The sequence below is a fragment of the Lysinibacillus sp. BPa_S21 genome (assembly GCF_023337795.1).
GTDB lineage: Bacteria > Bacillota > Bacilli > Bacillales_A > Planococcaceae > Lysinibacillus.
In genome coordinates, this window is sequence record NZ_JALIRS010000023.1 from 1 (window position 1) to 25,617 (window position 25,617).

Genomic DNA, 25,617 nt, shown 5'->3' on the forward strand with positions numbered 1-25,617 from the left:
AGCCAGGATCAAACTCTCCATAAAAAGAAATTTGATTAGCTCAAATTGTTTTGCTGGCATCATGTTTGATGTCCAAAATTGTGTTTTGTTCACTAACTCAAGGTTAGCTACTAAAAACTTTATTGATTACGTTTTGCTTGTTCAGTTTTCAAGGTTCATAAGGTCGCTTTCAAGCGACAACTTCTACATCATACTATATAAAAATATGAATGTCAATAAGTTTTTTGGAGCGGGTGATGAGAATCGAACTCACGACATCAGCTTGGAAGGCTGAGGTTTTACCATTAAACTACACCCGCAAAGAAATAATATTTTTTTTAAAATGGCGCGCCCGACAGGAGTCGAACCCATAACCTTCTGATCCGTAGTCAGACGCTCTATCCAATTGAGCTACGGGCGCATATTATATATATTCATAAATCGACTTGGTGCGGCCGAGAGGACTTGAACCTCCACGGGGTTGCCCCCACTAGGCCCTCAACCTAGCGCGTCTGCCGTTCCGCCACGACCGCATTCAATTAGGAACTTTCTTATTATACTACGATAATCCAAAAAGTCAACCTTTTTCCTTAAAAAGATGAGCCATGAAGGACTCGAACCTTCGACCCTCTGATTAAAAGTCAGATGCTCTACCAACTGAGCTAATGGCTCAAATTAAGAAATGAATGGCTGGGGTACTAGGATTCGAACCTAGGCATGACGGAATCAAAATCCGTTGCCTTACCGCTTGGCTATACCCCAATAAGTGGCGGTCCCGACCGGGATCGAACCGGCGATCTCCTGCGTGACAGGCAGGCATGTTAACCGCTACACCACGGGACCAATATTACTATATTTTTATGAATTAAACTAATGAAATGACCCCTACGGGATTCGAACCCGTGTTACCGCCGTGAAAGGGCGGTGTCTTAACCACTTGACCAAGGGGCCATGGCTCCGAAGGCAGGACTCGAACCTGCGACAACCTGATTAACAGTCAGGTGCTACTACCAACTGAGCTACTTCGGAATAATTCATATTTTGTCGTCGTTATCTTGTCGACTTTTACTATTATATAGATATCTATAACGAACGTCAACCCTTTTTTATTATTTTTTTATTCCACTAATGTTAAACGCCCTAAACACTTGCTACAACAGTATCTCTCCACATTCATCTTAATTTTCCTTACATATAATTGTTGGCATTTTACACATGTATATGTATAAAGTCGACGTTGTTTTTTTCTAGATGTTTTAGGGATTTGCAATACTGAGCAAAAACGAGGAGCATTTACTTTTACTAATAACTCTCGAAAATCTTTGTCTCGATGCTGATATCCCTTGCCTTCCAAATGTAAATGATAATGACATAATTCGTGTCGAACTATACCTTCTATTTCGCTAATACCATACAATTCATAAGCTTTTGGATTAACTTCAATATTGTGCGATTGCAAAAGATAACGTCCACCTGTTGAACGCAGCCTTGGATTAAAATATGCTCGATGCATAAATGGCTTCAAGAAACTCTCTAATGATATTCGATTAACAAGATTTTGTAGTTCCTCATTGTTCATATCGTATCACCTCTAACAATAAGAATACCACACTGCATAGTATGAACAGTGTGGTATAAATTTATCCTGCATTAATAGACAGTAATTTTTCTGTACTGAAGGTGCAAGACGCCTATCTTGAATTAGCACCAGGGAAGTACGGCAGTTTACAAACCACCCGAAAAGGGATTCGTGAAAGTTCTTTCCATTACTTCGGGTTTTTTTTCGTTGCTTTGGAATTTCTTTCTGTCGCCTTAGCGATTCTTTCCATTACTTCGGGGGTTCTTTCCGTCGCTCGTATCACTTCGAAGATTAATAATCAGCGAGATGAAGTCCCCCGTTTATTTTGCTTCGATCGTTTGATCTTTGGGTTGTAGCATTGTTAATGAAATGCGCCCTTTATTAACATCTATTTGTTCTACCCAAACTGTCACAATGTCACCGAGAGCAACAACCTCTAATGGATGTTTAATACGTCTTTTTTGTAATTTCGAAATATGCACAAGCCCATCCTGCTTCACGCCAATATCTACAAATGCTCCGAAATCAACTACGTTTCTCACCGTACCTTGCAATTCCATCCCAACTTGTAAATCCTCCATTTTTAATACATCGGTTTTCAACAAAGGCTGAGGGAATGCATCACGTGGATCGCGACTTGGTTTCATTAATGTATCCACAATATCCTGTATTGTGACAACTCCAACATCTAAAACTTCACCTAATTTTTCTACATCTAATTTTGCAATGGCTTCCTCTGCCTTCTGCGTCCCAAGCTCTTTTTTATCAATTTGTGCTACCTCTAAAATCTGCTCGGCTACACTATAGCTTTCAGGGTGAATGCCCGTAGTGTCAAATGCATTTTTGGCTCCGGGGACACGTAAGAACCCAATTGCTTGTTCATACGTTTTGGCACCAAGTCGTGGGATTTTCTTTAGCTGAGCACGAGTAGTAAATTGTCCATTTTCCTCTCGAGCCTTCACAATATTCTCCGCAACCGTTTTAGATAATCCAGAAACGTATTGCAATAGCGAAGCTGAGGCTGTATTAACATCAACACCAACTTGGTTAACAGCTGTCTCTACTATAAATGTTAAGGACTCCGTCAATTTTTTTTGAGAGACATCATGCTGATACTGACCTACTCCAACTGCTTTCGGCTCAATTTTTACTAGCTCCGACAATGGATCCTGCAAGCGACGTGCAATAGAAACCGCACTACGCTGTTCTACCTGTAAATCAGGAAACTCTGCACGGGCAATTTCAGAAGCTGAATAAACAGATGCCCCTGCTTCATTGACAATAACATAGGCCGTATCAGTTTTAAGCTCATTCAATACATCCGCTATAAATTGTTCTGTTTCGCGTGAGGCAGTGCCATTACCAATAGCTATTATAGTAATTGGGTATTTTGCTAAAATCTCTTTCACAACGGCTTTTGATTTTGCTACATCTGGCTTTGGCGGATGTGGATAAATGGCTGTAACCTCTAGCATTTTCCCAGTTTCATCTACAACAGCTAACTTACAACCTGTACGGTACGCGGGATCAACACCCAATACATATTTCCCTTTCATTGGAGGCTGTAGTAAAAGATTACGTAAATTTTCAGAGAAAATGTGGATTGCCTGTGCCTCTGCTTTTTCTGTCAGTTCATTTCGCAACTCGCGTTCTATAGAAGGCTGAATTAAACGCTTGTACGAATCCTCTATCGCTAGCTTTACTTCGGCAATTGCCGGTGAAGAACCTGTAGCGGGAATCCATTCCTTCCACATAATCATTAATACTCGATCGATTGGCACTTGGATTGCCACTTTTAAGATGTCTTCTTTCTCGCCACGATTTACAGCTAAAATACGGTGTGGGACAATACGATTTACCGGCTCTTCATATTCGTAATACATTTCGAAAACATTTTTTTCGTCCGCCTCTGCATTCTTGACACTTGTTGTGAGTACTCCATCTTTCCATGAATACGTACGAATTTTTTCACGGATTGCCGCTTCATCAGCAAAGCGCTCTGCTAAAATATCTCGAGCCCCAGCTAACGCATCCTCAATATTGGCAACATGCTCCTCATCTACGAAAGCCATTGCTAATTGTTCTAAATCATCACTACGATACTCTAATAGAAGATCCGCAAGAGGTTCTAATCCTTTTTCTTTTGCTATAGTCGCCTTTGTTCGGCGTTTTTGTTTATAAGGTCGATATAAATCCTCTACACGCTGCAAAACAGTTGCTGCTTGAATAGCTTGTTCTAATTCAGGTGTTAGTTTATCTTGTTCGTGAATTAATCGTATAACCTCTTCTTTACGTTGTTCAAGTTGCTGTATGTAGTGATAACGATCCTCTACAGCTTTAATCTGTACCTCATCAAGGGATCCAGTAGCTTCTTTTCGATAACGTGCTATGAATGGCACGGTGTTCCCTTCTTCTAATAATTTAATAACAGCATCGGCTTGACCTGGCTTAATAGCTACATCCTTTGCAATGAGCTGTAAAATTTGCTTTTGTTCCACATCATCACTACCTTTTTTCTTTTCATTTTACCATTACACTTTACTAAAATTGCAAAAAAATAGTCTACTCTGAATGGAGAGTAAACTATTTATTAAAGAAGGGGCTGTTTTGCCTCACCCTTCGTCGTATAACGCTTTAACGTCTTGAAGCATACTATACTTATTAGGAAAGCCCCTCGCTCAGAGCGAAACATTATCACTGACTAAGATAGATTCCTGTAATTTTTTGATTGCTTTCCTTTGTATTCTTGATACATGCATTTGAGAAATGCCTAATCGTTCCCCAACTTCTTTTTGTGTGAGTTGCTCTAAATATGTAAGCTGAATAATTTCTCTTTCTCTCTCATCTAAAGACTTCATAGCATCAGAAACAATCATTCTTTTATTGGTCATTTCAAAACCGTCATCTTCTTTACCCATAATATCAAATAAAGTTACTGTACTACCGTCAGAATCTGACTCTATGGAATGATCCATAGAAAGAGCATGGTAACTACGGCTCATCTCCATAGCCTCTAAAACTTCTTCTTCTTCCACTTCTAATCGATCCGCGATTTCCTTAATAGACGGAGAGCGCTGCAACTCAATTGTCAACGCTTCTACTGTTGTTTTAATTCGCGGACCTAATTCTTTTATCCGTCTTGGTACATGAACATCCCAGGTTTTATCACGTAAAAACCGTTTAATTTCCCCAACAATCGTTGGTACTGCAAATGCTTCAAAGCTTCGACCAACTTCAGGATTAAAACGTCTTATAGCACCTAGCAATCCTAGCATACCTACTTGAGTAATATCCTCATAATGAGATTTACCATTCGAATATTTGCGCGCAATGGATTCAACTAAATATCGATAATGCATTACTAAATTTGTTTGTGCTTCATCGTCCTCTGTTGATTGGTACAATGCAATCCACCTTAGTATATCTTCCTTGGCCGAAGATTTAGGTAGTAATTCTTTCGACATTGTTTTCCACCTGCTCTCTAGCGACATACTTTGTCATGAAAACAGTTACGCCACCATCGTTATTTATCATCACCTCATCCATCAAAGTTTCCATTAAATACAGCCCTAAACCACCTTCGCGTAGCCCCGCAATACTCTCTTCAGGATGATACGGACCAATTTTCGACTTTATCTCCTCAAAATTAAAACTATTGCCGTAATCTGCAATCATCATTTCTAGTTTATTTTCATATAAAGCGCAGCCAATGACGATCTCGCCTTCTTCTTCATCCTTATATGCATGATGCACAACGTTCGTTACCGCTTCGCTTGCTGCAATTTTTAAATCTTCTATATCATCATAATTAAACCCAACGCGACTAGCTAAGCCAGAAACCGTCAATCGAATCACACTGACAAATTGCGGTTTTGCAGGAACTCTTATCTCAATATAATCAAATTCCTTCATTTTCGTAATTCCACCTTTTTATCAGTTTCAATATCCATTAAATCGCTTAAACCAGTAATTTCAAACAATCTTTGTAATCTATCCGATAAACCGACAAGTTTAACTTTACCCTCTTCACGTAACGTCCTTTTATAAAAGGCTACAAAAATACCTAACCCTGTACTATCCATATAATTAACCTTCGATAGATTAAGCACTATTTCTTTTCCTTCAGTAATTTTTACTGCCTCTAATTCTTCTCTAAGACGTGAAGCAGTATAAGTATCTATTTCGCCCTCAACAAATCCATATAGTTTATTATCAAGTTCTTTAAAGTGTATCGCCATATCCATACAGCATACCTCCACCATATTTGTTAGACTATTTTTCTATTCCCTTAATTGCAAAGATTGAAACCCTATTTTTTTATAATTACAACTGTGAAATCATCTGATAGTTTAAAATCCTGTATTTTTTCAATTTGCTTATAAAGAAGATTACATAATTGTTGAGCTGATAAGTGTTTATTTTCCAATATTAATGATGTAATGACTTCTCGTGAATTCATTTCATCATGAGCTCTAAATTCAGTAACACCATCCGTCATCATAATGACAATATCGTTTTCTTCCAAAGTAATTTCGTTGTACGAAAATTTTGTTTCTGACAACACCCCTAGTAATAATCCTGTCGATTCTAAAGGAAAAAATTTATTATGTTTAGCACTATAATGGAGAGCAGGTTCGTGACCTGCAGAAGCATAAGAAAAAATACTCTTTTGCATATCCAAGCAACCGTAAAACATAGAAACAAACATACTGTCATCTACACTCTTTTCAATCACTCGATTAATGACCTCTAATACATATGAAGGATCTTTCGATGCATATTCCAATGCTTCTAAACCATATTTTACCACAGACATACATAATGCAGCTGGAACACCTTTACCTACCACATCTGTCACAGCTACACTTAAATAATCATCTCGATTATATAGAAAGTGAACGTAATCTCCATTCATCTTCCGGATTGGAATAGATATCATTCCTATATCAACATTTGAAAGTTGTGGTACGTCTGTTTTAAGTAATGTTTTCTGAATGTTTGTAGCAACTATCATTTCCATTTCATACTCTGCCTGTTTTTGCAATAAGCTTTGGTGCTCTCTATGAGCCATGCCATAATGCACCATAACTTCAATAAGAAAATCATATGCAAACTGTTCTTCACTCATTCTACTTGGAAAAAGTTGCTCAACTGCATTTTTATGAATACTGACAACATCCTCTGGAGATATATTCTTTTGGATTAACTGACGAGTGAAGTTTTGAGCAATATATAAATTTTTTTCAGTTTGATCTACCATATAATCTGACAAAATCTTTTTATATTGAGATTCTAATCGGTCCAACAATTCCACATCCTAACGTAGCCATTTTTCAGCTCTTATCGTTGTTCCTTCTCCAATAACCGACTGAATAACCATACTGTCCATCAATCGATTAACGCCTGGTAAACCCGCACCAAGCCCTCCTGATGTGGAATAGCCATCCTCCATCACTTTTCGAATGTCTTCTATTCCTGGGCCTTGATCCGTTGCAATAACAATTATTTTCTTCTCAGTGTCCGTTTCTACTTTTTCAATTTCTATGACACCTATCCTTGCATATAAATATATATTTCGGGCTAGTTCACTTATAGCTGTAGTGATTCGTGCTTGATCAACAGTGTCAAATCCAAGCGCCTTCGCTTCGTCACGCCCCAGTTGTCTTGCTGCTACTATATCCCACTCAGTAATAATTTCAACCGAAGACTTAATGGTCACTGTTGCCCCTCCAATTCTTTAAGAGATATACTCCTACACTTTTCCAACCTACTTAATGAAAAACTATATTGTAAATCACCATCAATTTCACCTTATAATTTTTAGCGTTTCATATAGACCAAGTTATTGTCGAAAAAGATAAAATTCTTTATTTTTTTCAAAAATCTATTGTAATTTTATATCTTTAATATATTAATACCATTTTTGAATAGTGATTTCAATTTATGGTAATACAGAGATTCAATTTTGCCTTGGCGTAATTTTACAAATAGACTTGGTTGTTGCTGCCGCTACGTTAGCACTACGCTTACATTTCACTAAATGAAAATAAAAAAGCATCGAGATGAAAATTCATCTCGATGCCACTATACATATATGTATATCAAAATTTAACAAGCCCTAAACTAATCATCAATGCACCATCCACTTTCTCCATCAATGCATGGTCAAGTTGCGTTATACGATCTGTCAATCTTGACTTATCAATCGTCCGCACCTGCTCGAGCAGAATAACCGAATCACGTTCAAAACCATACTTTTCAGCATTAATTTCAACGTGCGTCGGTAATTTTGCCTTTTGAATCTGTGCAGTGATAGCTGCGATGATGACAGTCGGACTAAATCGATTGCCAATATCATTTTGAATAATCAGCACCGGCCTAGTGCCCCCTTGTTCGGACCCAACTACCGGTGATAAATCTGCAAAAAAAACGTCACCACGTTTTACATTCAAAGTGTCATCCCCCGCTAACGAGACGCTCCACCGTATGTTGTGCTTCATATTCTGCATGCAAGCATTCACTTGCAATACTCAGATTAATATGAGACATTTCAACATATCCTTTCATCATAGCTTCCCGTATTTGATTTGGTTGCTCCTGCATTAAAACTTTGCGCGACAAAATACGCGCAATAGATTCACTCTCAATTACTTCCTTTGTTTGTAGAAATAGACTATCCTGAACAGCAATTGTAGCTTCTCTTAACTTTTTCTCATACACAGCAAGCACCTCCAACGGAACCATCCACTTTTCATTACTACCCATTCTACCATTGAAAGATATTGTTGAAAAGACATGAAATGACAAAATATCTGACAATTTAAAGTCCAAGTTGTAAAAATATGTAGGTTGTCGAAGGTATATGCCGATTCATTCATCTTGCAATTTGTCACAAATTATGGATGACTCAGCTTCTTGGTAAGCTAACATGTTCTTCTGTAGTTAGTTATTCACCAAGTTGTTTAGTGCTTTAGTATAGTATTCATTTGTCCAAATTTAAACCGCCTATACAAAATTATTTAAAATTACTTCTGTTAGGATACAGCTTAAAGATTACATGTATACTCTAGGAACTCTCGCTGTAATAATGCATGGTACTTCATAGTTAATGGTTTCAAGCTTTGCTGCCCATTCATTCATAGAAATAGCATCCTGTCCTTGACGGCCAATGAGTGTTACCTTCTCCCCTATAGCATATGCTTTTGGCAAGGCAACCATACATTGGTCCATACAAATTCGTCCAACAATCGGCATTCTTTGGCCATCAATTAGCACTTCTTGTCCACCTAATTTGCGAATTACTCCATCAGCGTAGCCTACTGGTATCGTTCCTATCCACATATCCGATGAGGCCACAAAAGTAGCTCCATAGCCTACTGAATCACCCGCTTGTAACTGTTTCACATGAACTAGCTCACTCTCAAGCGAGAACGCCGGCTGTAACGGAAATGGTAAAATACCTTCTACGTAAGAAGATGGTGCTAATCCATACATCGATATACCATATCTAACCGCATCAAATTGTAAATGCGCATCTTTTACTAAAGATGTTGCCGTGTTTGAAGCATGAACAAGTCTAGGTTTTTCAGGTAAGGCAGATACAAATTTCTCAAACAATTGTACCTGTCTATCAAAGTATGAAGTATCCTCTTCATCTGCAGTCGCAAAATGTGTAAATATCCCATCAAGCTCCACATTAACTGTATTTTGTATTGTTTGATATAGATCTAATAATTCTTGTTCTGAACGAACACCAATTCTGCCCATTCCGCTATCTACTTTAATATGTAGCCGTAAAGAATTTGCTTCATTAGCTATCAACGGAGCCGCTTGCTGTACCCACTCACTTTCAAATGCAGTAAGAATAATACGTTGCTGAGCAGCATATGGTGCAAATGAAACTGGAGAGGCACCCAATATTAGTATGTCTGGTTCGTCAAAATGTGCTCGAATATGTAATGCTTCATCGGGCGTTGCCACGGCAAGCATTGTTGCACCTGCCTCAAGCGCTGCTTTTGCAACGGCTACATCTCCGTGACCGTATGCATTTGCCTTTACGACAGCTATAATTTGAACATGAGGTCGAAGTAGCTTCTTCAAATTTTTTACGTTTTGTTGAATTGCTTGTAAGTCTATAACTGCTTTCGTTGGTCTAAAATATTGCTGTGTCTTCATTAGAATACCCTCTTTATTTTTTATTAAAACATTATGTATCGAATAAATCGCCTTTTCTCTACTGTTTTTACATAAGTTGTTCTATTTCAGACTAATTTTCTACATAACTTTTATCATATATGACTTAACGACTTCTAAACAATGTTAATTTTCATCAAAACTGTACTAATTTACTTAACAAGCTACAGCCTTCCATATAGAAAGCTGTAGCTAGAAAAATTATTTCATACTACCTATCGTCATAGAAGTGGCTACTTGCACCATTTCTTCACGAGTCAATTTACTAGAGGCAACAAAGAATTCGACGCCATCCTGTTCCCAACTAATAGATGTATCGGTAATAGCACCAATCGTAAACCCTAAATCTACCGGATCACCAGGAGACGATACTGGCAGCATAGCAGCCTCTTTCGTAACTGGTTGTTGCATGACCGTAAATGGTTTGTCACCATCAAATGTTAAAATGACACGGTCCATTCCACCCTCTTGCATGACTTTCTCTTCCACCATCTTAGTATTTTCTATATTAACAACAGGGTAGTGAGTTTGGAACTCTTTATTTTCGGCTTCTGCACTTACTGCCTGTTTCTCTTCATTTCCATTCGGGTTATTGTTGCTCTCCTTACCGTCTTTGTTGTCTTTTTTATCTTTGTTTCCTTTTTCTGATGGTGTAGCTTGTTCACCTTTTGTTTCATCCGATTCTGTAAATTGCTCAACTGCATACTCTTTAGCCGCGTGTTGAACACCTAATTTTATATTTTTAAATGTAATACGAATTTGTTCTTCTTTTACATCATTCATAATCACTACAGAAGTTGGGAGCATCGTTTTTTTATCAACTGTTATAACTTGATGAGGCATACTATTTTTATAGCTATTTCTAGTAGCCGCTTCAAATATATATGCTTTGTCCTCCTCTTTCATGACTAAATTTTTATCTTGAGCTAAATCTTCTGCTAGTGCACCTATTAAATAGGCTTGACTATTTTTCTTTGGCCAATCACTTTGGAATTTATACATTTTGTTTAATGTAGGTGTAACGACAAAAACTCCATCTGCATTTCGCACTATCATTTGTGAAACATCTTTCCCACTTTCAACTACTTCTACTCGATAGAAATCAGGTTTCGTATGCCAAACTGTTACATCATATTTTTTTGGATCTCCACCAGATTTAATCTCCATCGTAGCATTTAACTCATAACCATTTGCCTCTGCCCATTTCCCATTAACTTTCTTTAACACTTTTTCCTGTGAGTCTGTACCACATGCCGATAAAAGTAATATCGTACAAAATAAGACGAGCCACTTAACTATACGGTTGCCCACGCTTTCACCCTTTCCTTCTTTCAAATCCACTACGACAATATATGAACCGTATTTGTCAGTTATGTCATTTGAACATGGGCAATATATTTATCTTCACTCAGAAATTTATTTTCACTTAACTTCCAGACGCACGTATAGCCGAGGCATTTAACTCAACACCCTAACATGCGGTGGCATTCCTACTCCGAATAGGCACTTTTTCGGGGCGATCAGTTTCCACTCCAATCAATTTATCTAAATGTATATATGGCGAAAGCTGTGTTTATCATTATTGTAATAATATTACTTGTGCTGCTGCGTATTCCTTAGAGTGTGTGATACTTACGAATCCATTTACAAGCTCTCCTTTGAAGTATAAAACAGGATTCCCTGCTTCCCCTCTTAAAACTTCAATATCATGAAGCTTACATTCTTCACCAATACCCGTCCCTAATGCCTTCGAGAATGCTTCCTTTGAAGCGAATCGTCCGGCTAAAAATTCTATTTTACGAGTTTCTGAATGTGCATCAAACAAAACTTTTTCCTTTTCAGTTAAAATACGATCTTTAAATTTATATGTTCTCCGCATCGCTTTAGCAATACGGTCAATTTCTACGATGTCGAGACCAATTCCTTTAATCATTTAAACTTCCCCTTTTCCTATTTCTATAAAGCCATGTATAATGATTGTAAATTGAGGTGGAGTTATGTTTAGTAGAACAGAAAATTTTAAGCAATATACAAAGTATTATCCGATTGTTTCAACATTAATAGCGCTTAATTTAATTGTTTATGTAATATCTATTTTACCTGGAGTAGGAGAAAATGTGTTGAATTACGGAGTTCAAGCGAACTTCCTTATACAAGCCGGTGAATGGTGGCGTGTTTTATCTGCAATGTTTTTACATTCTGGCTTTTTGCATGTTTTCTTTAATATGTTTTCATTGTATTTATTCGGACCGGAGCTTGAAAAAATTGCTGGCAAGGCACGATTTATTACAATTTATTTACTGTCAGGTATTGTAGGCAACATGGCAACCTATCTTCTTAATGATAGTAGTTATGTTAGTCTTGGTGCAAGCGGGGCTATATTTGGAATTTTCGGTGCTTTCGGAGCGCTTGTTTACTATACGCGTCGAACAATGCCTATGCTTCGTAAACTTATTTTGCCAATCATCGTTATCAGTGTTATTATGACTTTCCTACAGCCAAATGTTAATATCTATGCTCACTTAGGCGGATTAGTAGCAGGATTCCTTCTTGGACTCGTTTACTTACATCCAAAAAGAATTTTAAGCTGGCGTAAACAAAAGATGGCGGGTAAGTAATTGGTACAATAGAAGCAATCCTCAAGCTATATTGTGGATTGCTTCTATTATTTTTATGCTAGAGTGATAGGCAATTCGTTATTTCAAAGCGCGACCATACTTCGATTTCTTACACGTCCCTCACTTGATGTTAGCCAATTACTCCCGCAAGCTTCCCCTCATAATAGATCCCTACCTGTAGGCCATTATTATCTGCATATTGTTGCATCGCATCTCTTACAAATCGCTCTGTATCCTCTACCGTTTTCACATCATCCACGAAAGATATCCATTCTCACAAGTATCTCTTGAACGATCCGTCAATGCCAATAAATTCACTTACACATCAATGATGCCTCGGCATCATTCCGTGACATCCGCCAGAGGCATTAAATAAAGGCTAATCCCCTATTAATTGTGAGGATTAGCCAAGTTCTTTCATTTAATGTTCATACCAAGATAATATTGTTTCAGCATCTTGCTGCTCTAAGCTCGGTACATTCCCTGTCATACCAGTCATGCCTGACATTACCGTTGCTTTTACAGTCATAACATTCTTTCTTTTTTGGAAATACGTTTGGGTAGTCCCAATAGATTGTATACGTTTTTTCTCCATAAAAAGTGTAATACGACTGAATACACGATATTTCATTGTTAATTGCTTTCCATCAATCATATAGCCAGCTGTTTTATGTTGCCAAATACCAATTACTATCGTTAATGGAATGAATAATAACGAAAGCAACCCATATGGATAAAAGAAATAACTACATGCACCTATTATAGGGATGAGCCAAACAAAATCAATTCGGTAAAAAAATGGACGAGCACGTTTTGGTGAATTGATAAATTCCGGTCGCCAATTTATATCTGGAAACAGTTGCTCAAGTGTTTCCAAACATTCTTGCGTCTGAATAAGTGGGAACAGAGTAATTTTTTTATCATTTCCTTCTCCACCATTTCCTCCTGCACTCTCAACAACAACTGTTGCAAAGCCAAATAATTGACGCACTGGATTCTCTACAATACGAATCGCCTGAATTCTATTTAACGGTAAAGTAATTCGTTTTTTCTCAATTAGCCCTTTTGTAATAATAAGCTTTTCATCTTCAATTCGGACTGTATATTCATAATAATTGATTAGTGTGATAACAAATGACACAAACCACGCCACAATTAGACTGACTATCACTGCTAGTGCAACTAACAATGCACCAAATTTCGCAAAGACAGCTAACTCATTAAATATTTCTTCATACGGTATTATATCCGAAAACTGAGAGACAATTGCTGCTATACCGGACAGAACGACCCCAATTCCACCTGAAGTTATAGCCAATATAAACAAATCACGTATCGACATATGATAAATAGTTGGAACTAATACTTCCTCTATTTCCGACTGTTCATCATTCATCGGTTCTGTTACTTGGTTCTTTGCACGACGCATTTCCTGCTCGATGACATCTGCCGCCGCCTTACGTATAGCCGTTAACTCAACCTCAGGCTTTCTATCCTTACTTCCCGCAGTTTCAACCTGAACCTTTACTAAGCCCAACAATCGGTGAAAAATACCTTCATTGTAATTTAAGCTCTGAATTCGGTCAAATGGGATATAACGCTTCTTTTTAACGAACAAACCGTACTTTACACGCAATTCTCCATCTTCAAACCAATATACAAAGGTGCGCCATTTAACAATCCCACTAACAAGTGCAAGTAAAGCCCCCACTCCCCAAATACCGAATAAGAAAGTTGTTCGCCAAAAATTATCACTATGGAAATTAAAGGAGATGTGAAAACCATTAGAGAAAATAATAACAACTAACGGGAAAATCAAACTTTTTAATGCTTTTGCACTTGTAATAATAGCCGAGATCGGGTGTAAACGGTTTATTTCCTTAGACATCATCTTCCGCCACCCTTGCTAATTCCGAAATACGTGCTCGAAGTCCATCAGCTTCGTCCATCACAAGTGCAGGAATTGTATGTACAGTTGCCGCTGTAGATATTGAAATATTACCTAAACCATATTTTTTTAATATTGGCCCTTGCGTCGTATCAACATGCTGTACGCGTACCATTGGAATGAGCGTACGTTTAACAACAAACAAACCATGTTGCACCTCAATCTCATTATCACGCACTTCATAACGCCAGCGTTCCCATCTTATCTTTGGAAATAGATAAGTAGAAAGGACAGCACTAAGTATGACTACAGCAACTGCAATGAAATAAATAAATGATGGCCATTCAAAATAATAAGTACCGTAGCATGCAAACGCCGCTACAATCAACAGTAATAAGGTTTGCAATACACCATATAAACGCCACACGGTTAACCCTTTCCTCGAAATTTTATGCATTGGTTCTGCTCTCAAAATCTTTCCCTCTCTTTCTTTAACTACGTATACGGAATTAGTTATCTTTTTGTTTCAAATTATATCAATTTCTTCCTGAGGTAATTGTAGCTTTCGCATAGAAAATTTGCCATAGGACATGACATTCATCTCACCTAGGTTGTAGTTTCATCTGAGTGACCCCTGCTGAAAGACGTAAAAAACCTTACAGCCACTTGGACTGTAAGGTTTAATCAATTTGATGAAGTTAAAATTAGTCTTCGTGACGACGTGGTGCGCGTGAACGACCTTGTCCACCTTCACGGCGACCTCCATCACGGCGTCCGCCCTCTCGACGATCTCCGCCACGTCCACCACGACGATCTCCGCCACGTCCGCCATCTCGACGTCCGTTAAAGTTACGGTTGCCGCCGCGTCCACGATCTCCGCCACGATTGCCAGAACGATCACGACGCATTGGTAATGGACGTTCTTCAGTAATTGTTACTGGAGTATCATCTGGCTCTTTTGTTAATGAACGAATTGCAGCAGCTACAACATCGATTGCATCATGATTTTCAAGTAATTCTGTCGCAAGTGTACGATAATCACCTAAATTATTGTTCGCAATTAGACCTTCTAGTGTTTCCACAGCTAGACGTTGTTGACCTACTAAAGCTTCGTCATTTGTTGGTGGGCGAAGTGGTGTCATACGTTTTTTCGTTGTTTCTTCTACAATACGTAAGTAACCCATTTCACGAGGTGTTACAAATGTTACCGCAAGACCTGATTTACCTGCACGGCCTGTACGACCAATACGGTGAACATAAGATTCAGGATCTTGAGGAATATCGAAGTTATAAACATGTGTTACACCAGAAATATCAAGCCCACGAGCAGCTACATCTGTTGCCACAAGAATATCAATTTTATTTTCTTTAAATTGTCGTAACACAGAAATACGTTTCGCTTGGCTTAAATCACCATGGATTCCTTCAGCAAGGTAACCACGAATTGATAACGCTTGTGCAAGCTCATCTACGCGGCGTTTTGTACGCCCAAAGATGATAGCAAGTTCTGGTTGGTGAACGTTTAATAAACGAGATAAAATGTCGAATTTTTCACGTTCAGCAGACTTCACAAAATATTGATCGATGTTATCAACTGTTAATTCTTTAGCTTTAATTTTTACGATTTCTGGATCACGCATGAATGTTTCTGCAATTTTACGAATTGCTGGTGGCATTGTTGCTGAGAACAGTAATGTTTGACGTTCAGTTGGAACGTTTTCTAAGATGGAATTAATATCATCAATAAAGCCCATGTTTAACATTTCATCTGCTTCATCAAGTACTAATGTTTGAACGTCTTCTAATTTTAAAGTACGACGATTGATATGATCTATAATTCGGCCAGGCGTACCCACGATAATTTGTGGTCTATTTTTCAGTGCACGAATTTGACGGCCGATTTCCTGACCACCATAAACAGATAATAATTTTACACGTTTGTCATAACCAATTTTATAAAGCTCTTCAGAAACTTGAATAGCTAATTCACGAGTTGGAGCAATTACTAATGCTTGGATATTAGGGTTTTTTGGATCAATTTTTTCGATAAGTGGAATCCCGAAAGCGGCAGTTTTACCTGTACCTGTTTGCGCTTGACCTAATACATCACGGCCTTCAATTGCAAAACGAATAGTACCTTCTTGGATTGGTGTTGCTTCTTCAAATCCCATACGCTTTACAGAGCGTAATGTAGATTCGCTAATATTTAATTCTGAAAAATTTGTCAAACTTCTCAATCTCCTTTTTTTCCTTTTAAGTTGACAAATGGTTACATTTTCAGATGAAGTTGTCGGCAAATTCGAGCCTGTGTTTTGGAACGTTTCCGTTACTTAAAATTTTTCTCTATATGATGGTCACATAGAGCTCTCTTATATGAAAAGGAAAGCCCGGTCTTTACCGAGCGGTTTGATTCTGTCGTAATTATTCACTTTAGAATAAAACCGTTGTGTTCAAAAAAAAGTACTCTTCAATCAAATATGAAGAGTCTTCGCACAAAATGTATCCATTGCTTACACTAGTCTAACATGGGATTAAAACGTATGCAACGATAACGCATGAGTCGTAATTATCTGACTACTTTACGCACTCTTTAAAAACGACAAAACGTAAGAAAACCACTCAGAGCAATCTTCACCATAACATATATGATGCTTCCCATTATCAGAAATATACAAAGTTTTATCGTTTGAGGTTACTTGATCATATAAAAATTGAGCCGTGTGATAGGGCACTATTCCGTCTAATTTCCCTTGTACAATATACACCGGAATTTTAATATCTTTATAATACGGCTCCACCATTCGAACAAGCTTCATGAATTCTATCGTTGACGATAATGGCACATGATTAAACTTATGCCGATAACGTATATACAACTCATTATTAGACAGATTACGGTGATACGCTTCAGTAGCAAGCACTTTAAAGTCTTTGACCAGTTGCTTCGGACTCACATACTTGGCAGCAGCGCTTAGTAATACAAGCTTTTTCACTTTATAACGTTTGGCTAAATAAAGCGCTATAATACCACCCATTGAAAACCCAACTACTATTACTTCATCTACTTTTTTAGCCAGACCACGGAAAGCGAGCTCGGCATCCATTAACCAATGCTTTGCGGTGAAACCACGCATTTGTAATTCCTCCCCATGCCCCGACAAAGTAGGTTCTTCAATCAGCCAATTCGTATGCGTACGTAAATAGGTAGTAAAAGGTTCTATTTCATAAGGTCCGCCTGAAAATCCATGTATACATAACACGCCTACTGACATTATTTTCACCTCTAAATGTTAACTCATTTAAATTAAGAATTTAAAGAATCGGTGAGAGAGTATCCCACCGATTCCTTGTTTCATTTTATGACGTGAATGCACGTAAGATTGTTTCTAATTTCATACCACGAGAGCCTTTTAGTAAAACGATAGACTCCTCGTTAGCTTGCTGTAGTTTTTCGATAATTGGCGTATAATCATCCTCTACATATAGCAAATGCTCTTCATCAAAACGCTCTTTTAAGACTTCATTCAAATAAGCCATTCGTGGGCCAAACAAACAAACATAAGCGATTTCTTCTGCATGAATATACTTCGATAAATCTTCATGGAAATCCTTTTCATTTGGTCCTAGCTCCAGCATATCACCTAACACAAGCCATTTTTCTGGGCGAATCGTTGTCGAAGCTATAAATTGAATAGCCGCCTTTACAGAGGTTGGTGCAGCATTGTAGGCATCATTTATAAACAAAGCCCTATTTGATCCATTCACTTGTTGCATGCGCATATCCGTAAGAGCTACTTGTTTTAAGGATGCACGAATTTGGTCATCGTTTAAACCTAGCTTTTGAGAAATTAACATGGCAACTAATGTATTTTTAACCTGATGCTTCCCTAGAACGGAAATAAAGAAATCTCCTTCAATCACACCATGTGTAGAGAAACTACTTCCCTCAGCAGTTGCTTCAATATTGTTTGCATACAATAGATTGCCCTGCTCTAAGCCAAATGCCACTGCATTTAACTGATGCTCTTTCGCAACTAGCTCTTGAAGTAGCGGTTCGTCTCCATCATAAAATAGCACTCCATCTGGCTGCATTCCTTGAATTATTTCAAACTTGGCTTTAGCGATTCCCGCACGTGAGCCTAAATCTTGCATATGAGCCTCGCCAATGTTTGTAATCACCGTCATATGTGGACGAGCAAGTTTCGTTAAAAATTCTATTTCGCCAAAACCACTCATCCCCATTTCAAGTACAGCAACATCAGTATCTTCATCTAGCTGTAAAACCGTAATAGGTAAGCCTAGTTCATTATTAAAATTCCCAATTGTCTTTTGTACTTTAAAAAATGGTGTTAACGTTCCTGCTAAAATATCTTTCGTCGATGTTTTACCATTTGAACCAGTAATACCAATAAACTTTGCTTTATGTTCACTGCGATAGGCACGCGCCATTTGCTGCAGCGCCAATTCTGGATCATCTACAAAGAGCAATGGTACACCTTGTGGTGGATTTGGTTCATCTTTCTGCCATAGAGAAGCACCTGCTCCTTTTTCAAAGGCCTGCAGAACAAATTTATGTCCATTGGCCTTCTCACCACGAAACGGTACAAATAGGTCCCCTTGTTGAATTGTACGTGTATCAATCGAAATTCCTGATACGACTGTATCACCAAAAGCTGGCACATCATCATTTAACCATGTAGCTAACTGCTTTAATGTTTTTTTCACAATAATCCCACTCAGTCTTTTTTATAGTGAAGCTGTTGTTTTTCTTCAAAACGCTCAATTGCTAGTGTAATCAGACGATTAATAAGCTCTGGGTAGCTTACATTTGTATGCTGCCATAAAAGAGGATACATGCTGACTGGTGTAAAACCTGGCATTGTATTCACTTCGTTAATATAAATGCTGTTATCGGCCGTCACAAAAAAGTCCGCACGAACTAAACCGCTTCCATCAATAGCTTTAAACGCACGCTTTGCTAACTCCTGTAAGCTTGATACCGTGTCCACAGGAAGCTCTGCTGGAATAATAAGGGCTGTTGTACCATCTTTATATTTAGAGTCATAATCATAGAACTCAGTTACTGGTTTAATTTCACCAGGTACAGAAACTTCCGGTAAGTCATTTCCTAGTACAGCTAGTTCAATTTCACGAGCCACAATACCTTCCTCAATGACAATTTTACGATCATACTGTAAGGCTATTTCGATGGCCTTCACTAATTCATCGCGATTTGTTGCCTTGCTAATTCCGACACTAGATCCCAAGTTAGCAGGTTTCACAAACATCGGCCAACCTAATTTTTCTTCACAACGAGCAAGGATCGCCTCCCGTTCATTAGCCCATTCGCTACGAATGAAGTAAGTATACGGTACTTGCGGTAAGCCAGCAATTTCAAATAATTGCTTCATGATTACTTTATCCATACCAGTTGCTGATGCTAACACACCATTACCTACATACGGTAAATTAAGAACTTCAAGTAAACCTTGAACAGTTCCATCTTCACCATTAGTACCATGAAGTAATGGGAAAATTACATCGAATTGTACAGAATTACCATCCTTATCAATTAAAAAATCCGTAATATTATTTTCTAAAATAGTGGTATCATCACCAAATTGTAACTCTTCAATTGTACTCGCAGGTTTATTTAGTCGATCACCGCTGCGCCATTCTCCATCAAGTGTAATGAAAATCGGATATACTTCATACTCCTCGAAATTCAAAGCTTCAGTGACTGCACGTGCTGTCGATAATGACACCTCATGCTCTGCTGACTTTCCACCGTATAATAAACCGATTCTTTTTTTCATTTTTGTGCCCTCCACATACTTCTTGAGTACTATTAGTTTATCACGAAACGTCTTGACAAATGACATCAATTTCTTCTTGGCGTAATTGTCACTGTTACTATAGAAAACATTTATTACTTTCGTAACACAATTACTGAATGACGATAAAAATCTCACCGTAATTTTGACGGTGAGATTTAATGTATAGTCATTCTACGTACAAATGAATAGATCAATTATGCCTAGGCATAATTGCATCAGGAATAGCTTTGTACTTAGCCTGCAAGTTAAATAATATAAATCAATTCATCGTGCTCAGTTTTCAAAATTGTATTTAAATCATCCCATACTTCGTCAGGAAAAGAATACTCTGACAGATTGCGAATTTCGATACCGTAAGCTTCTTTAGGCTTCTCGATTCGATACAGTGATAACAGTGCTCCATCTTTAGCAAAGGAACGATAAGCACGTAAAAATTCTGGTGAAATAGATGGGATACTCGTTTTCACTTTCCGTCGCCAAAAACCAGTGCTCCGTTCCTTTTCGCGAATAAAACTGTTCAAAACATTCGCAATCAGTAAATCGGAATCACTTAAATGACGGAAATAAATTTTAGTCATTTTTTCTAAATCTGAAGAGTAATAGACAAATCGATTTTGCAATTTATTAAAAAATGGTGAAGTAATCGGTTCCTTTTTATGACTTATATAAAGCAATTCTCCTTGTTCCATCGGTGTTAGTTGGTCTAGCCTCTTCTCATCCATAAAGTCTATCCAACACAATTCTTTGGATTCAGTAGCTTTCTTGACAAACTGCGTTACTTCCTCTTCTGGTATATAATCAAACTGTGTATGCATATTAAAGGAACCATCTTCATAGGAATGTTTCAATAACAGTAAGTGATGCAGTGGTTCAAGCGCAGCCACAAATTGCGAGAATTTAAGCCCGCTAAAAATAACAAATTTATCGACATCATTCATATGAACATAAATATGATACATAAAATCTTCAGCTGACTTCAATTTTTTAGCCACAACCATCACCCCATTCTTCACTACATTATAAAACTAAACATGAATTTTTGAAACATTTTAAGCTAATAATCGTCATAACAATATTCACAGGCGTAAAAATGTTTTTTACGGTATAATATGAATGATAAAGATGCTATTGCACATCTGTTTTTAACCACTCGGAATGAACAAATTTTTAAAAATATAATTCTATTCATTTTTTTCAAATATGCGCGAGGAATCTAAACTGAAAGAAAAACATCAAGCCTCCTCGTTAATACCCTTTCATCGGCATCGAAATTTACTTCTTGACCTATGGAGGAGAGTCCTTTTAAATATATTTGGTAGCATATTGAATTGGAATTAATTTGAATCAATTTTACTCATGAAGAGATACTATATTAATTTAGGTGGCTTGTATGGAAAATAAACGAAATTTCGCGAATCGTTTTGACTGGACGCTCGCTTTTATACTCTTAACCTTCCTAGTCATAAGTTTGTTAGCCATTGCGTCGGCGCAAACATCAGGTCAGTATGGCATTAACTATGTTCCTTTACAATTGCGATGGTACGTCATTTGCTCGGTCATTATTGGAATAGTTATGTTTTTTGAACCTGATCAATATAAAAAAATGTCTTGGTATATGTACGGTGCTGGAATCGTCCTATTAGTACTGCTTATCTTCATGCCAGAAGGACCAGGACAAATCGGTGAACGTATTAATGGTGCAAAAAGTTGGTTTAAAACACCGCTAGGGAATATTCAACCCTCTGAGTTTATGAAAACTTTTTACATTCTAGCACTTGCTCGTCTTATTAGTAAGCACAACGAAGTTCATTCTTTTAGATCAATAAAAACGGACTTTATATTGCTAGGAAAAATCGGTGCTACACTGTTACTACCTTTAGCTCTTATTATGAAGCAGCCTGACCTCGGTTCAGCATTAGTATTCTTTGCCATTACAGCTGCTATTGTCATTGTAGCAGGTGTATCATGGAAAATTATTGTACCAACTTTTTTAGGTGGTGCTATAGTAGGTGGTTCTCTTTTATGGATGGCACTCTATATGCAGAGTTTTTTAGAGAAATCATTTGGCTTTAAATCGTATCAGTTTGCGCGAATCTATTCTTGGTTAGATCCATATTCATATTCTTCTAGTGAAGGATACCATTTAATTACGTCCTTAAATGCTATTGGTTCAGGTGAAATTTTCGGAAAAGGTTTCCGCGGTCGTGAAGTTTACGTTGCCGAAAATCATACCGACTTTATTTTCACAGTAATCGGAGAAGAATGGGGTTTTATTGGCGCTAGTATCGTTATTTGTATTTTCTTTTTATTAATCTATCATTTAACAAAAACTACACTATTATTAAAGGATCCATACTCAACTTATGTATGTGCCGGGATTATTGCAATGATTACATTCCACGTACTTGAAAATATCGGTATGACTATCCAACTTTTACCTATTACTGGTATCCCCCTACCGTTTATCAGTTATGGAGGAAGTTCATTGATGGGGAACTCGCTAGCACTTGGTCTTGTTTTCAGTATGCGTTTCCACTATCGGACGTACATGTTTACAACTCACGATGATGATTAATTATGGATATAAAAAATGGGTAGTCTCAATTACGAGACTACCCATTTTTATTTGTAAAACGAGTTAAGCTTGAACTTGCGGAGTTTGCGTTGGTGGTGTGAGCACTTTTAAAAGTTCAAGTCGAGACTTTGTTACAGTGGCTGTTACACCCAACTTAGATAAATTCGAAACAATCTTTTTCAAATCTACTTCTTTTTTCATACATTCCACCTCAATCTTTCCTCGAATTTATATAACGTTTAATTACCAAAAAAGTTTCATTTTTTTCATGCGTATGATGTCTGACGAGTTATATCTATCATACCATTTAACGCTGCTTTAAAATTTTTCATTTTTGTTACAATGTAAATTTTTCCTCTTCTTAACTATTTACCAACTTATATTCAAAGCGAGTGGATTTGCGTTCCTACTGCGCGCTTTGTAGCTGCCGCTTCGCTGCAGGGTCTCATCTGTGACGCTGATCCCCAAGGAGTCACCCAGTACACCAATCAACCTTAAATGTCATCCTTATAAACCTTTTTACCACTCTTAATATCGATATACCCTCTAGTAGTATACCCCAGAGATAATTTAATACTCTATGCGACAATCGATACAAAAATTAAAAATGGAATGAGTCCTTTTAGTTACTTTAAAGCCGTATCGACCTAATCCCATTATTAACAGTCCGCCTTTTTTTATACATCGTTTTCAGCCTCGTTTCTCTATTACTGTTAGAAAACGTCCAGCCTCCGCCCTAAACAATATACCTTGGCAAACATTTATCAAATGTCATTCCCTACTTTTAGTAATGAACAACGAGCACTTATGCTGTTTTATCTTCCGTCTTCTTGTAATAACAATAACAAGAGAGGTAGAATATACATACTAAAATATCGTATGAAAGCAGGGTACTGTATGAAAAGGGCAATTTTATTACTAATGTCTGTTCAATTCCTTGTCTACCTAGGATTTGGAATTATAATACCTGTCTTACCCGAGGTTGTAGTTCAACAAAATTGGCGTGATATACACGTAGGCGGCCTACTTACAGTATATTCGCTTGCAAGTTTTTTCACTGCGCCATTTTGGGGGATGCTATCCGATAAGGTAGGTCGTAAGCAACTTATATTAATAGGCCTAGTTGGTTTTAGCTTAAGCTTTGTTATTTTCTCCTTATTTATAAATAATTTAGCCATGTTGTACTTCTCACGTGTTGTGGGTGGTCTATTTTCGGGTGCACTATACACGGCTGTGACAGGCTTTGTAGGAGATATGTCGAGTGAGGAGGATCGTAATAAGTATATGGGCTTCATGGGCATGTCCATCGGGCTCGGTTTTATTTTCGGACCTGCAATTGGAGGCATGCTCGGACACTATAGCCTGCAACTACCATTTGTCGCTTCTGCAACACTAATTGCACTATTATTTATTTATGCAAGTTTCGTTTTAAAAGAACCTACAAAACGAAAAGATACGAATAAACGCGCTATTGTGCCAAAGGGTGCAATCAAAATGCTACAGTATCGTGTGCGATATTTATTTATGTTCTCATTTTTAGTCACTTTTATGCTGGCAGGAGTAGAAGCAACGTTCCAGCTATTTCAAATTGATCGAATTCAAATTACACCATTACAAATTGGTTATTTGTTTATGTTTAGTGGATTTGTAGATGCAGCTATTCAAGGTGGTGTGGTTAGACGTATTAAAAACGGCAGCGAGACGACTTGGTTAATAGGTGCACAAATTGTCACAGCTATAGGTATGCTGTTATTTACTTTAACAGCTAACTTATTGATGGCAGGCTTTGCCCTTTGTGTTTTTACAGCGGGAAATGCACTTGCGAGAACATGTGTCGTATCCCTTTCAACTAAAGAATCTGGTGGACAATATGGGACTGCTGCAGGTCTTTCCTATTCAATGGATAACCTAGGTCGCATTCTAGGACCGCTATTCTTCACATGGCTATTTACAATGCAATCTAGTTTGGGCTATTATACTTCATCAGCAATAGCCGTCGTTTCAATAACTTTACTATTTATTTTTAAAGCATCAAATAAATCTTTACGACTTGAATAATTTGTTGATAAAAAGCCGTACCTTAATAGTAAATGAAAGAATATAGATCACATCAAGGGATATTAGACTCCTTAAAGCGAAATACTGGAGGGCTCTATATGAACAAAACAACAAATCTTTTACTTCCAAAAGAGCTAGAATCATTTCGATTTGACATCGAAGATTCACTACGTTCAGCAATGATTATCACGCCATATACACGTTCAACTACAGTAACAGAAAGTAAATTTGCTGGAGAACCTTATTTACCCTATTACCAAACTTATCCGAAAGATATTACAGGTGAGCCTATGCGGCTGTTAGCTCAAATTAACTTTGCAGAAATGCCACCATTAAAGGATTTCCCATCTCAGGGGATGCTGCAATTTTTTATTTCGTCTAATATTTTCGTAAATGCTGATCATTATCACGAGGATATTTTCCAGCAATTTTATAAAATACGATTTTATCCTACCGTAAATGATGAGGCGACAATGCCTAAACAGGAGTTTTTAGCACAAACAGTAGATGATCGGTTCCCTATTCATCAAGAGTTAGCATTGCAATTTCAACCGATACAAGAACCTGTTTCTGCTTTAGATTATCGCGCCGTATCTTATTTACCAAATTTAATTCCTTCAACAGAAGATGTTGATTTACTGGAGATTTATCTCCAACACTTCTTAGGGGCAGGAGCTAAAATTGGTGGTTATCCCTATTTTTTAGAGGAGGATATACGTCACGAATCGCAGCTCCTTAAACGATATGATGTATTATTACTCCAAATCGACTCTAATGATGAAATTGGTATTATGTGGGCAGATAGTGGAGTTGGGAAATTTTTTATTAACCGTGAAAAGCTTCTTCAAAGGGATTTCTCTGATATTTTGTTTCAATGGGAGCATTATTAA

General features: G+C 37.5%; 25 protein-coding genes and 8 tRNA genes. 4 read left to right on the forward strand and 29 right to left on the reverse strand.

Translation table 11 applies throughout. From position 1 onward, the window contains the following. Positions 1-225: 225 nt before the first annotated feature. From MOK21_RS22815 to acpS, 20 genes are all read right to left on the reverse strand, one after another. Positions 226-299, reverse strand: a tRNA-Gly gene (locus MOK21_RS22815). Positions 300-323: 24 nt separating this feature from the next. After that, positions 324-400: transfer RNA gene (locus MOK21_RS22820), tRNA-Arg, on the reverse strand. Between the two features lie 26 nt (positions 401-426). After that, positions 427-512: transfer RNA gene (locus MOK21_RS22825), tRNA-Leu, on the reverse strand. A 66-nt stretch (positions 513-578) separates the two neighbouring features. Then, positions 579-651: transfer RNA gene (locus MOK21_RS22830), tRNA-Lys, on the reverse strand. 15 nt (positions 652-666) lie between these two features. Further along, positions 667-741: transfer RNA gene (locus MOK21_RS22835), tRNA-Gln, on the reverse strand. 5 nt (positions 742-746) lie between these two features. Beyond that, positions 747-822 (reverse strand) — tRNA-Asp (locus MOK21_RS22840). Between the two features lie 36 nt (positions 823-858). Further along, positions 859-930 (reverse strand) — tRNA-Glu (locus MOK21_RS22845). 1 nt (position 931) lies between these two features. Next, positions 932-1,008: transfer RNA gene (locus MOK21_RS22850), tRNA-Asn, on the reverse strand. 88 nt (positions 1,009-1,096) lie between these two features. After that, positions 1,097-1,558: a SprT family protein gene (locus MOK21_RS22855; protein ID WP_249076237.1), complete on the reverse strand. Its 462-nt coding sequence runs from the start codon at positions 1,556-1,558 to the stop codon at positions 1,097-1,099. A 320-nt stretch (positions 1,559-1,878) separates the two neighbouring features. Then, entirely contained in the window at positions 1,879-4,056 is a 2,178-nt protein-coding gene (locus MOK21_RS22860; protein WP_249076238.1) for a Tex family protein, read from the reverse strand. A gap of 180 nt (positions 4,057-4,236) precedes the next feature. Further along, on the reverse strand, positions 4,237-5,022 hold the full coding sequence (gene sigB / locus MOK21_RS22865; RefSeq protein ID WP_249076239.1) for an RNA polymerase sigma factor SigB: 786 nt from the start codon (positions 5,020-5,022) through the stop codon (positions 4,237-4,239). Then, a complete protein-coding gene (gene rsbW, locus MOK21_RS22870) occupies positions 5,000-5,470 on the reverse strand; it encodes an anti-sigma B factor RsbW (protein WP_249076240.1) in 471 nt (156 codons plus the stop codon). Before rsbW ends, sigB begins: the two co-directional genes overlap by 23 nt. Continuing rightward, positions 5,467-5,802, reverse strand: a complete 336-nt coding sequence (locus MOK21_RS22875; RefSeq protein WP_249076241.1) for an STAS domain-containing protein — start codon at positions 5,800-5,802, stop codon at positions 5,467-5,469. Before MOK21_RS22875 ends, rsbW begins: the two co-directional genes overlap by 4 nt. A gap of 65 nt (positions 5,803-5,867) precedes the next feature. Next, positions 5,868-6,863 carry a PP2C family protein-serine/threonine phosphatase gene (locus tag MOK21_RS22880; RefSeq protein ID WP_283164876.1) on the reverse strand — a complete coding sequence of 332 codons (996 nt, stop codon included), beginning with the start codon at positions 6,861-6,863 and terminating at the stop codon, positions 5,868-5,870. Positions 6,864-6,875: 12 nt separating this feature from the next. Beyond that, on the reverse strand, positions 6,876-7,277 hold the full coding sequence (locus MOK21_RS22885; RefSeq protein WP_249076242.1) for an anti-sigma regulatory factor: 402 nt from the start codon (positions 7,275-7,277) through the stop codon (positions 6,876-6,878). A gap of 382 nt (positions 7,278-7,659) precedes the next feature. Continuing rightward, positions 7,660-8,010: a type II toxin-antitoxin system PemK/MazF family toxin gene (locus tag MOK21_RS22890; RefSeq protein WP_049663446.1), complete on the reverse strand. Its 351-nt coding sequence runs from the start codon at positions 8,008-8,010 to the stop codon at positions 7,660-7,662. Between the two features lie 4 nt (positions 8,011-8,014). Continuing rightward, on the reverse strand, positions 8,015-8,278 hold the full coding sequence (locus MOK21_RS22895) for a hypothetical protein (RefSeq protein ID WP_249076243.1): 264 nt from the start codon (positions 8,276-8,278) through the stop codon (positions 8,015-8,017). A 333-nt stretch (positions 8,279-8,611) separates the two neighbouring features. Then, positions 8,612-9,733, reverse strand: a complete 1,122-nt coding sequence (gene alr / locus MOK21_RS22900; protein WP_249076244.1) for an alanine racemase — start codon at positions 9,731-9,733, stop codon at positions 8,612-8,614. Positions 9,734-9,952: 219 nt separating this feature from the next. Further along, positions 9,953-11,062 carry a LolA family protein gene (locus MOK21_RS22905; RefSeq protein WP_249076245.1) on the reverse strand — a complete coding sequence of 370 codons (1,110 nt, stop codon included), beginning with the start codon at positions 11,060-11,062 and terminating at the stop codon, positions 9,953-9,955. 268 nt (positions 11,063-11,330) lie between these two features. Beyond that, positions 11,331-11,684: a holo-ACP synthase gene (acpS, locus tag MOK21_RS22910; RefSeq protein ID WP_249076246.1), complete on the reverse strand. Its 354-nt coding sequence runs from the start codon at positions 11,682-11,684 to the stop codon at positions 11,331-11,333. Positions 11,685-11,748: 64 nt separating this feature from the next. Here acpS and MOK21_RS22915 point away from each other — a divergent pair, with 64 nt between their 5' ends. Beyond that, a complete protein-coding gene (locus MOK21_RS22915; protein WP_249076247.1) occupies positions 11,749-12,369 on the forward strand; it encodes a rhomboid family intramembrane serine protease in 621 nt (206 codons plus the stop codon). Positions 12,370-12,499: 130 nt separating this feature from the next. Here MOK21_RS22915 and MOK21_RS23850 read toward each other — a convergent pair whose 3' ends face one another. The 8 genes from MOK21_RS23850 to MOK21_RS22950 all read right to left on the reverse strand — a co-directional run bounded on the left by MOK21_RS23850 (position 12,500) and on the right by MOK21_RS22950 (position 21,092). After that, positions 12,500-12,628, reverse strand: coding sequence for a hypothetical protein (locus MOK21_RS23850; protein ID WP_283164877.1), 129 nt, complete (start codon positions 12,626-12,628; stop codon positions 12,500-12,502). Positions 12,629-12,790: 162 nt separating this feature from the next. Beyond that, on the reverse strand, positions 12,791-14,257 hold the full coding sequence (locus tag MOK21_RS22920) for a PH domain-containing protein (protein ID WP_249076248.1): 1,467 nt from the start codon (positions 14,255-14,257) through the stop codon (positions 12,791-12,793). Beyond that, a complete protein-coding gene (locus MOK21_RS22925) occupies positions 14,250-14,729 on the reverse strand; it encodes a PH domain-containing protein (protein ID WP_249076249.1) in 480 nt (159 codons plus the stop codon). Before MOK21_RS22925 ends, MOK21_RS22920 begins: the two co-directional genes overlap by 8 nt. Before the next feature lie 232 nt (positions 14,730-14,961). Beyond that, positions 14,962-16,485 (reverse strand): degradosome RNA helicase CshA, encoded by a 1,524-nt coding sequence (cshA, locus tag MOK21_RS22930; protein ID WP_249076250.1) that lies wholly within the window; start codon positions 16,483-16,485, stop codon positions 14,962-14,964. A gap of 351 nt (positions 16,486-16,836) precedes the next feature. Continuing rightward, positions 16,837-17,529: an alpha/beta hydrolase gene (locus MOK21_RS22935; protein WP_249076251.1), complete on the reverse strand. Its 693-nt coding sequence runs from the start codon at positions 17,527-17,529 to the stop codon at positions 16,837-16,839. 85 nt (positions 17,530-17,614) lie between these two features. Beyond that, positions 17,615-18,982 carry a UDP-N-acetylmuramoyl-tripeptide--D-alanyl-D-alanine ligase gene (locus tag MOK21_RS22940; RefSeq protein WP_249076252.1) on the reverse strand — a complete coding sequence of 456 codons (1,368 nt, stop codon included), beginning with the start codon at positions 18,980-18,982 and terminating at the stop codon, positions 17,615-17,617. A gap of 11 nt (positions 18,983-18,993) precedes the next feature. Continuing rightward, the gene (locus MOK21_RS22945) at positions 18,994-20,073 is read right to left on the reverse strand and encodes a D-alanine--D-alanine ligase (RefSeq protein ID WP_249076253.1); all 1,080 of its coding nucleotides are present in this window, start codon (positions 20,071-20,073) and stop codon (positions 18,994-18,996) included. 266 nt (positions 20,074-20,339) lie between these two features. Beyond that, entirely contained in the window at positions 20,340-21,092 is a 753-nt protein-coding gene (locus MOK21_RS22950) for a hypothetical protein (RefSeq protein WP_249076254.1), read from the reverse strand. 392 nt (positions 21,093-21,484) lie between these two features. Here MOK21_RS22950 and MOK21_RS22955 point away from each other — a divergent pair, with 392 nt between their 5' ends. Continuing rightward, entirely contained in the window at positions 21,485-22,669 is a 1,185-nt protein-coding gene (locus tag MOK21_RS22955) for an FtsW/RodA/SpoVE family cell cycle protein (protein ID WP_249076255.1), read from the forward strand. A gap of 63 nt (positions 22,670-22,732) precedes the next feature. On the opposite strand, the gene MOK21_RS22960 is transcribed toward MOK21_RS22955, so the two are convergent. Next, positions 22,733-22,870, reverse strand: coding sequence for an Lmo0850 family protein (locus tag MOK21_RS22960; RefSeq protein ID WP_166672133.1), 138 nt, complete (start codon positions 22,868-22,870; stop codon positions 22,733-22,735). A gap of 696 nt (positions 22,871-23,566) precedes the next feature. Between MOK21_RS22960 and MOK21_RS22965 the strand changes: the two genes are divergently transcribed. Then, entirely contained in the window at positions 23,567-24,727 is a 1,161-nt protein-coding gene (locus MOK21_RS22965; protein ID WP_249076256.1) for an MFS transporter, read from the forward strand. Between the two features lie 98 nt (positions 24,728-24,825). Beyond that, positions 24,826-25,617, forward strand: a complete 792-nt coding sequence (locus tag MOK21_RS22970) for a YwqG family protein (protein ID WP_249076257.1) — start codon at positions 24,826-24,828, stop codon at positions 25,615-25,617.

What these genes read in the sequence shown, in the direction of transcription:
- MOK21_RS22855 (WP_249076237.1), bottom strand. Translation starts at nt 1,558, where the DNA reads ATGAACAATGAGGAACTACAAAATCTTGTTAATCGAATATCATTAGAG.
- sigB (WP_249076239.1), bottom strand. Translation starts at nt 5,022, where the DNA reads ATGTCGAAAGAATTACTACCTAAATCTTCGGCCAAGGAAGATATACTA.
- rsbW (WP_249076240.1), bottom strand. Translation starts at nt 5,470, where the DNA reads ATGAAGGAATTTGATTATATTGAGATAAGAGTTCCTGCAAAACCGCAA.
- MOK21_RS22875 (WP_249076241.1), bottom strand. Translation starts at nt 5,802, where the DNA reads ATGGATATGGCGATACACTTTAAAGAACTTGATAATAAACTATATGGA.
- alr (WP_249076244.1), bottom strand. Translation starts at nt 9,733, where the DNA reads ATGAAGACACAGCAATATTTTAGACCAACGAAAGCAGTTATAGACTTA.
- acpS (WP_249076246.1), bottom strand. Translation starts at nt 11,684, where the DNA reads ATGATTAAAGGAATTGGTCTCGACATCGTAGAAATTGACCGTATTGCT.
- MOK21_RS22915 (WP_249076247.1), top strand. Translation starts at nt 11,749, where the DNA reads ATGTTTAGTAGAACAGAAAATTTTAAGCAATATACAAAGTATTATCCG.
- MOK21_RS22920 (WP_249076248.1), bottom strand. Translation starts at nt 14,257, where the DNA reads ATGTCTAAGGAAATAAACCGTTTACACCCGATCTCGGCTATTATTACA.
- MOK21_RS22935 (WP_249076251.1), bottom strand. Translation starts at nt 17,529, where the DNA reads ATGTCAGTAGGCGTGTTATGTATACATGGATTTTCAGGCGGACCTTAT.
- MOK21_RS22945 (WP_249076253.1), bottom strand. Translation starts at nt 20,073, where the DNA reads ATGAAAAAAAGAATCGGTTTATTATACGGTGGAAAGTCAGCAGAGCAT.
- MOK21_RS22950 (WP_249076254.1), bottom strand. Translation starts at nt 21,092, where the DNA reads ATGGTTGTGGCTAAAAAATTGAAGTCAGCTGAAGATTTTATGTATCAT.
- MOK21_RS22955 (WP_249076255.1), top strand. Translation starts at nt 21,485, where the DNA reads ATGGAAAATAAACGAAATTTCGCGAATCGTTTTGACTGGACGCTCGCT.
- MOK21_RS22960 (WP_166672133.1), bottom strand. Translation starts at nt 22,870, where the DNA reads ATGAAAAAAGAAGTAGATTTGAAAAAGATTGTTTCGAATTTATCTAAG.
- MOK21_RS22965 (WP_249076256.1), top strand. Translation starts at nt 23,567, where the DNA reads ATGAAAAGGGCAATTTTATTACTAATGTCTGTTCAATTCCTTGTCTAC.
- MOK21_RS22970 (WP_249076257.1), top strand. Translation starts at nt 24,826, where the DNA reads ATGAACAAAACAACAAATCTTTTACTTCCAAAAGAGCTAGAATCATTT.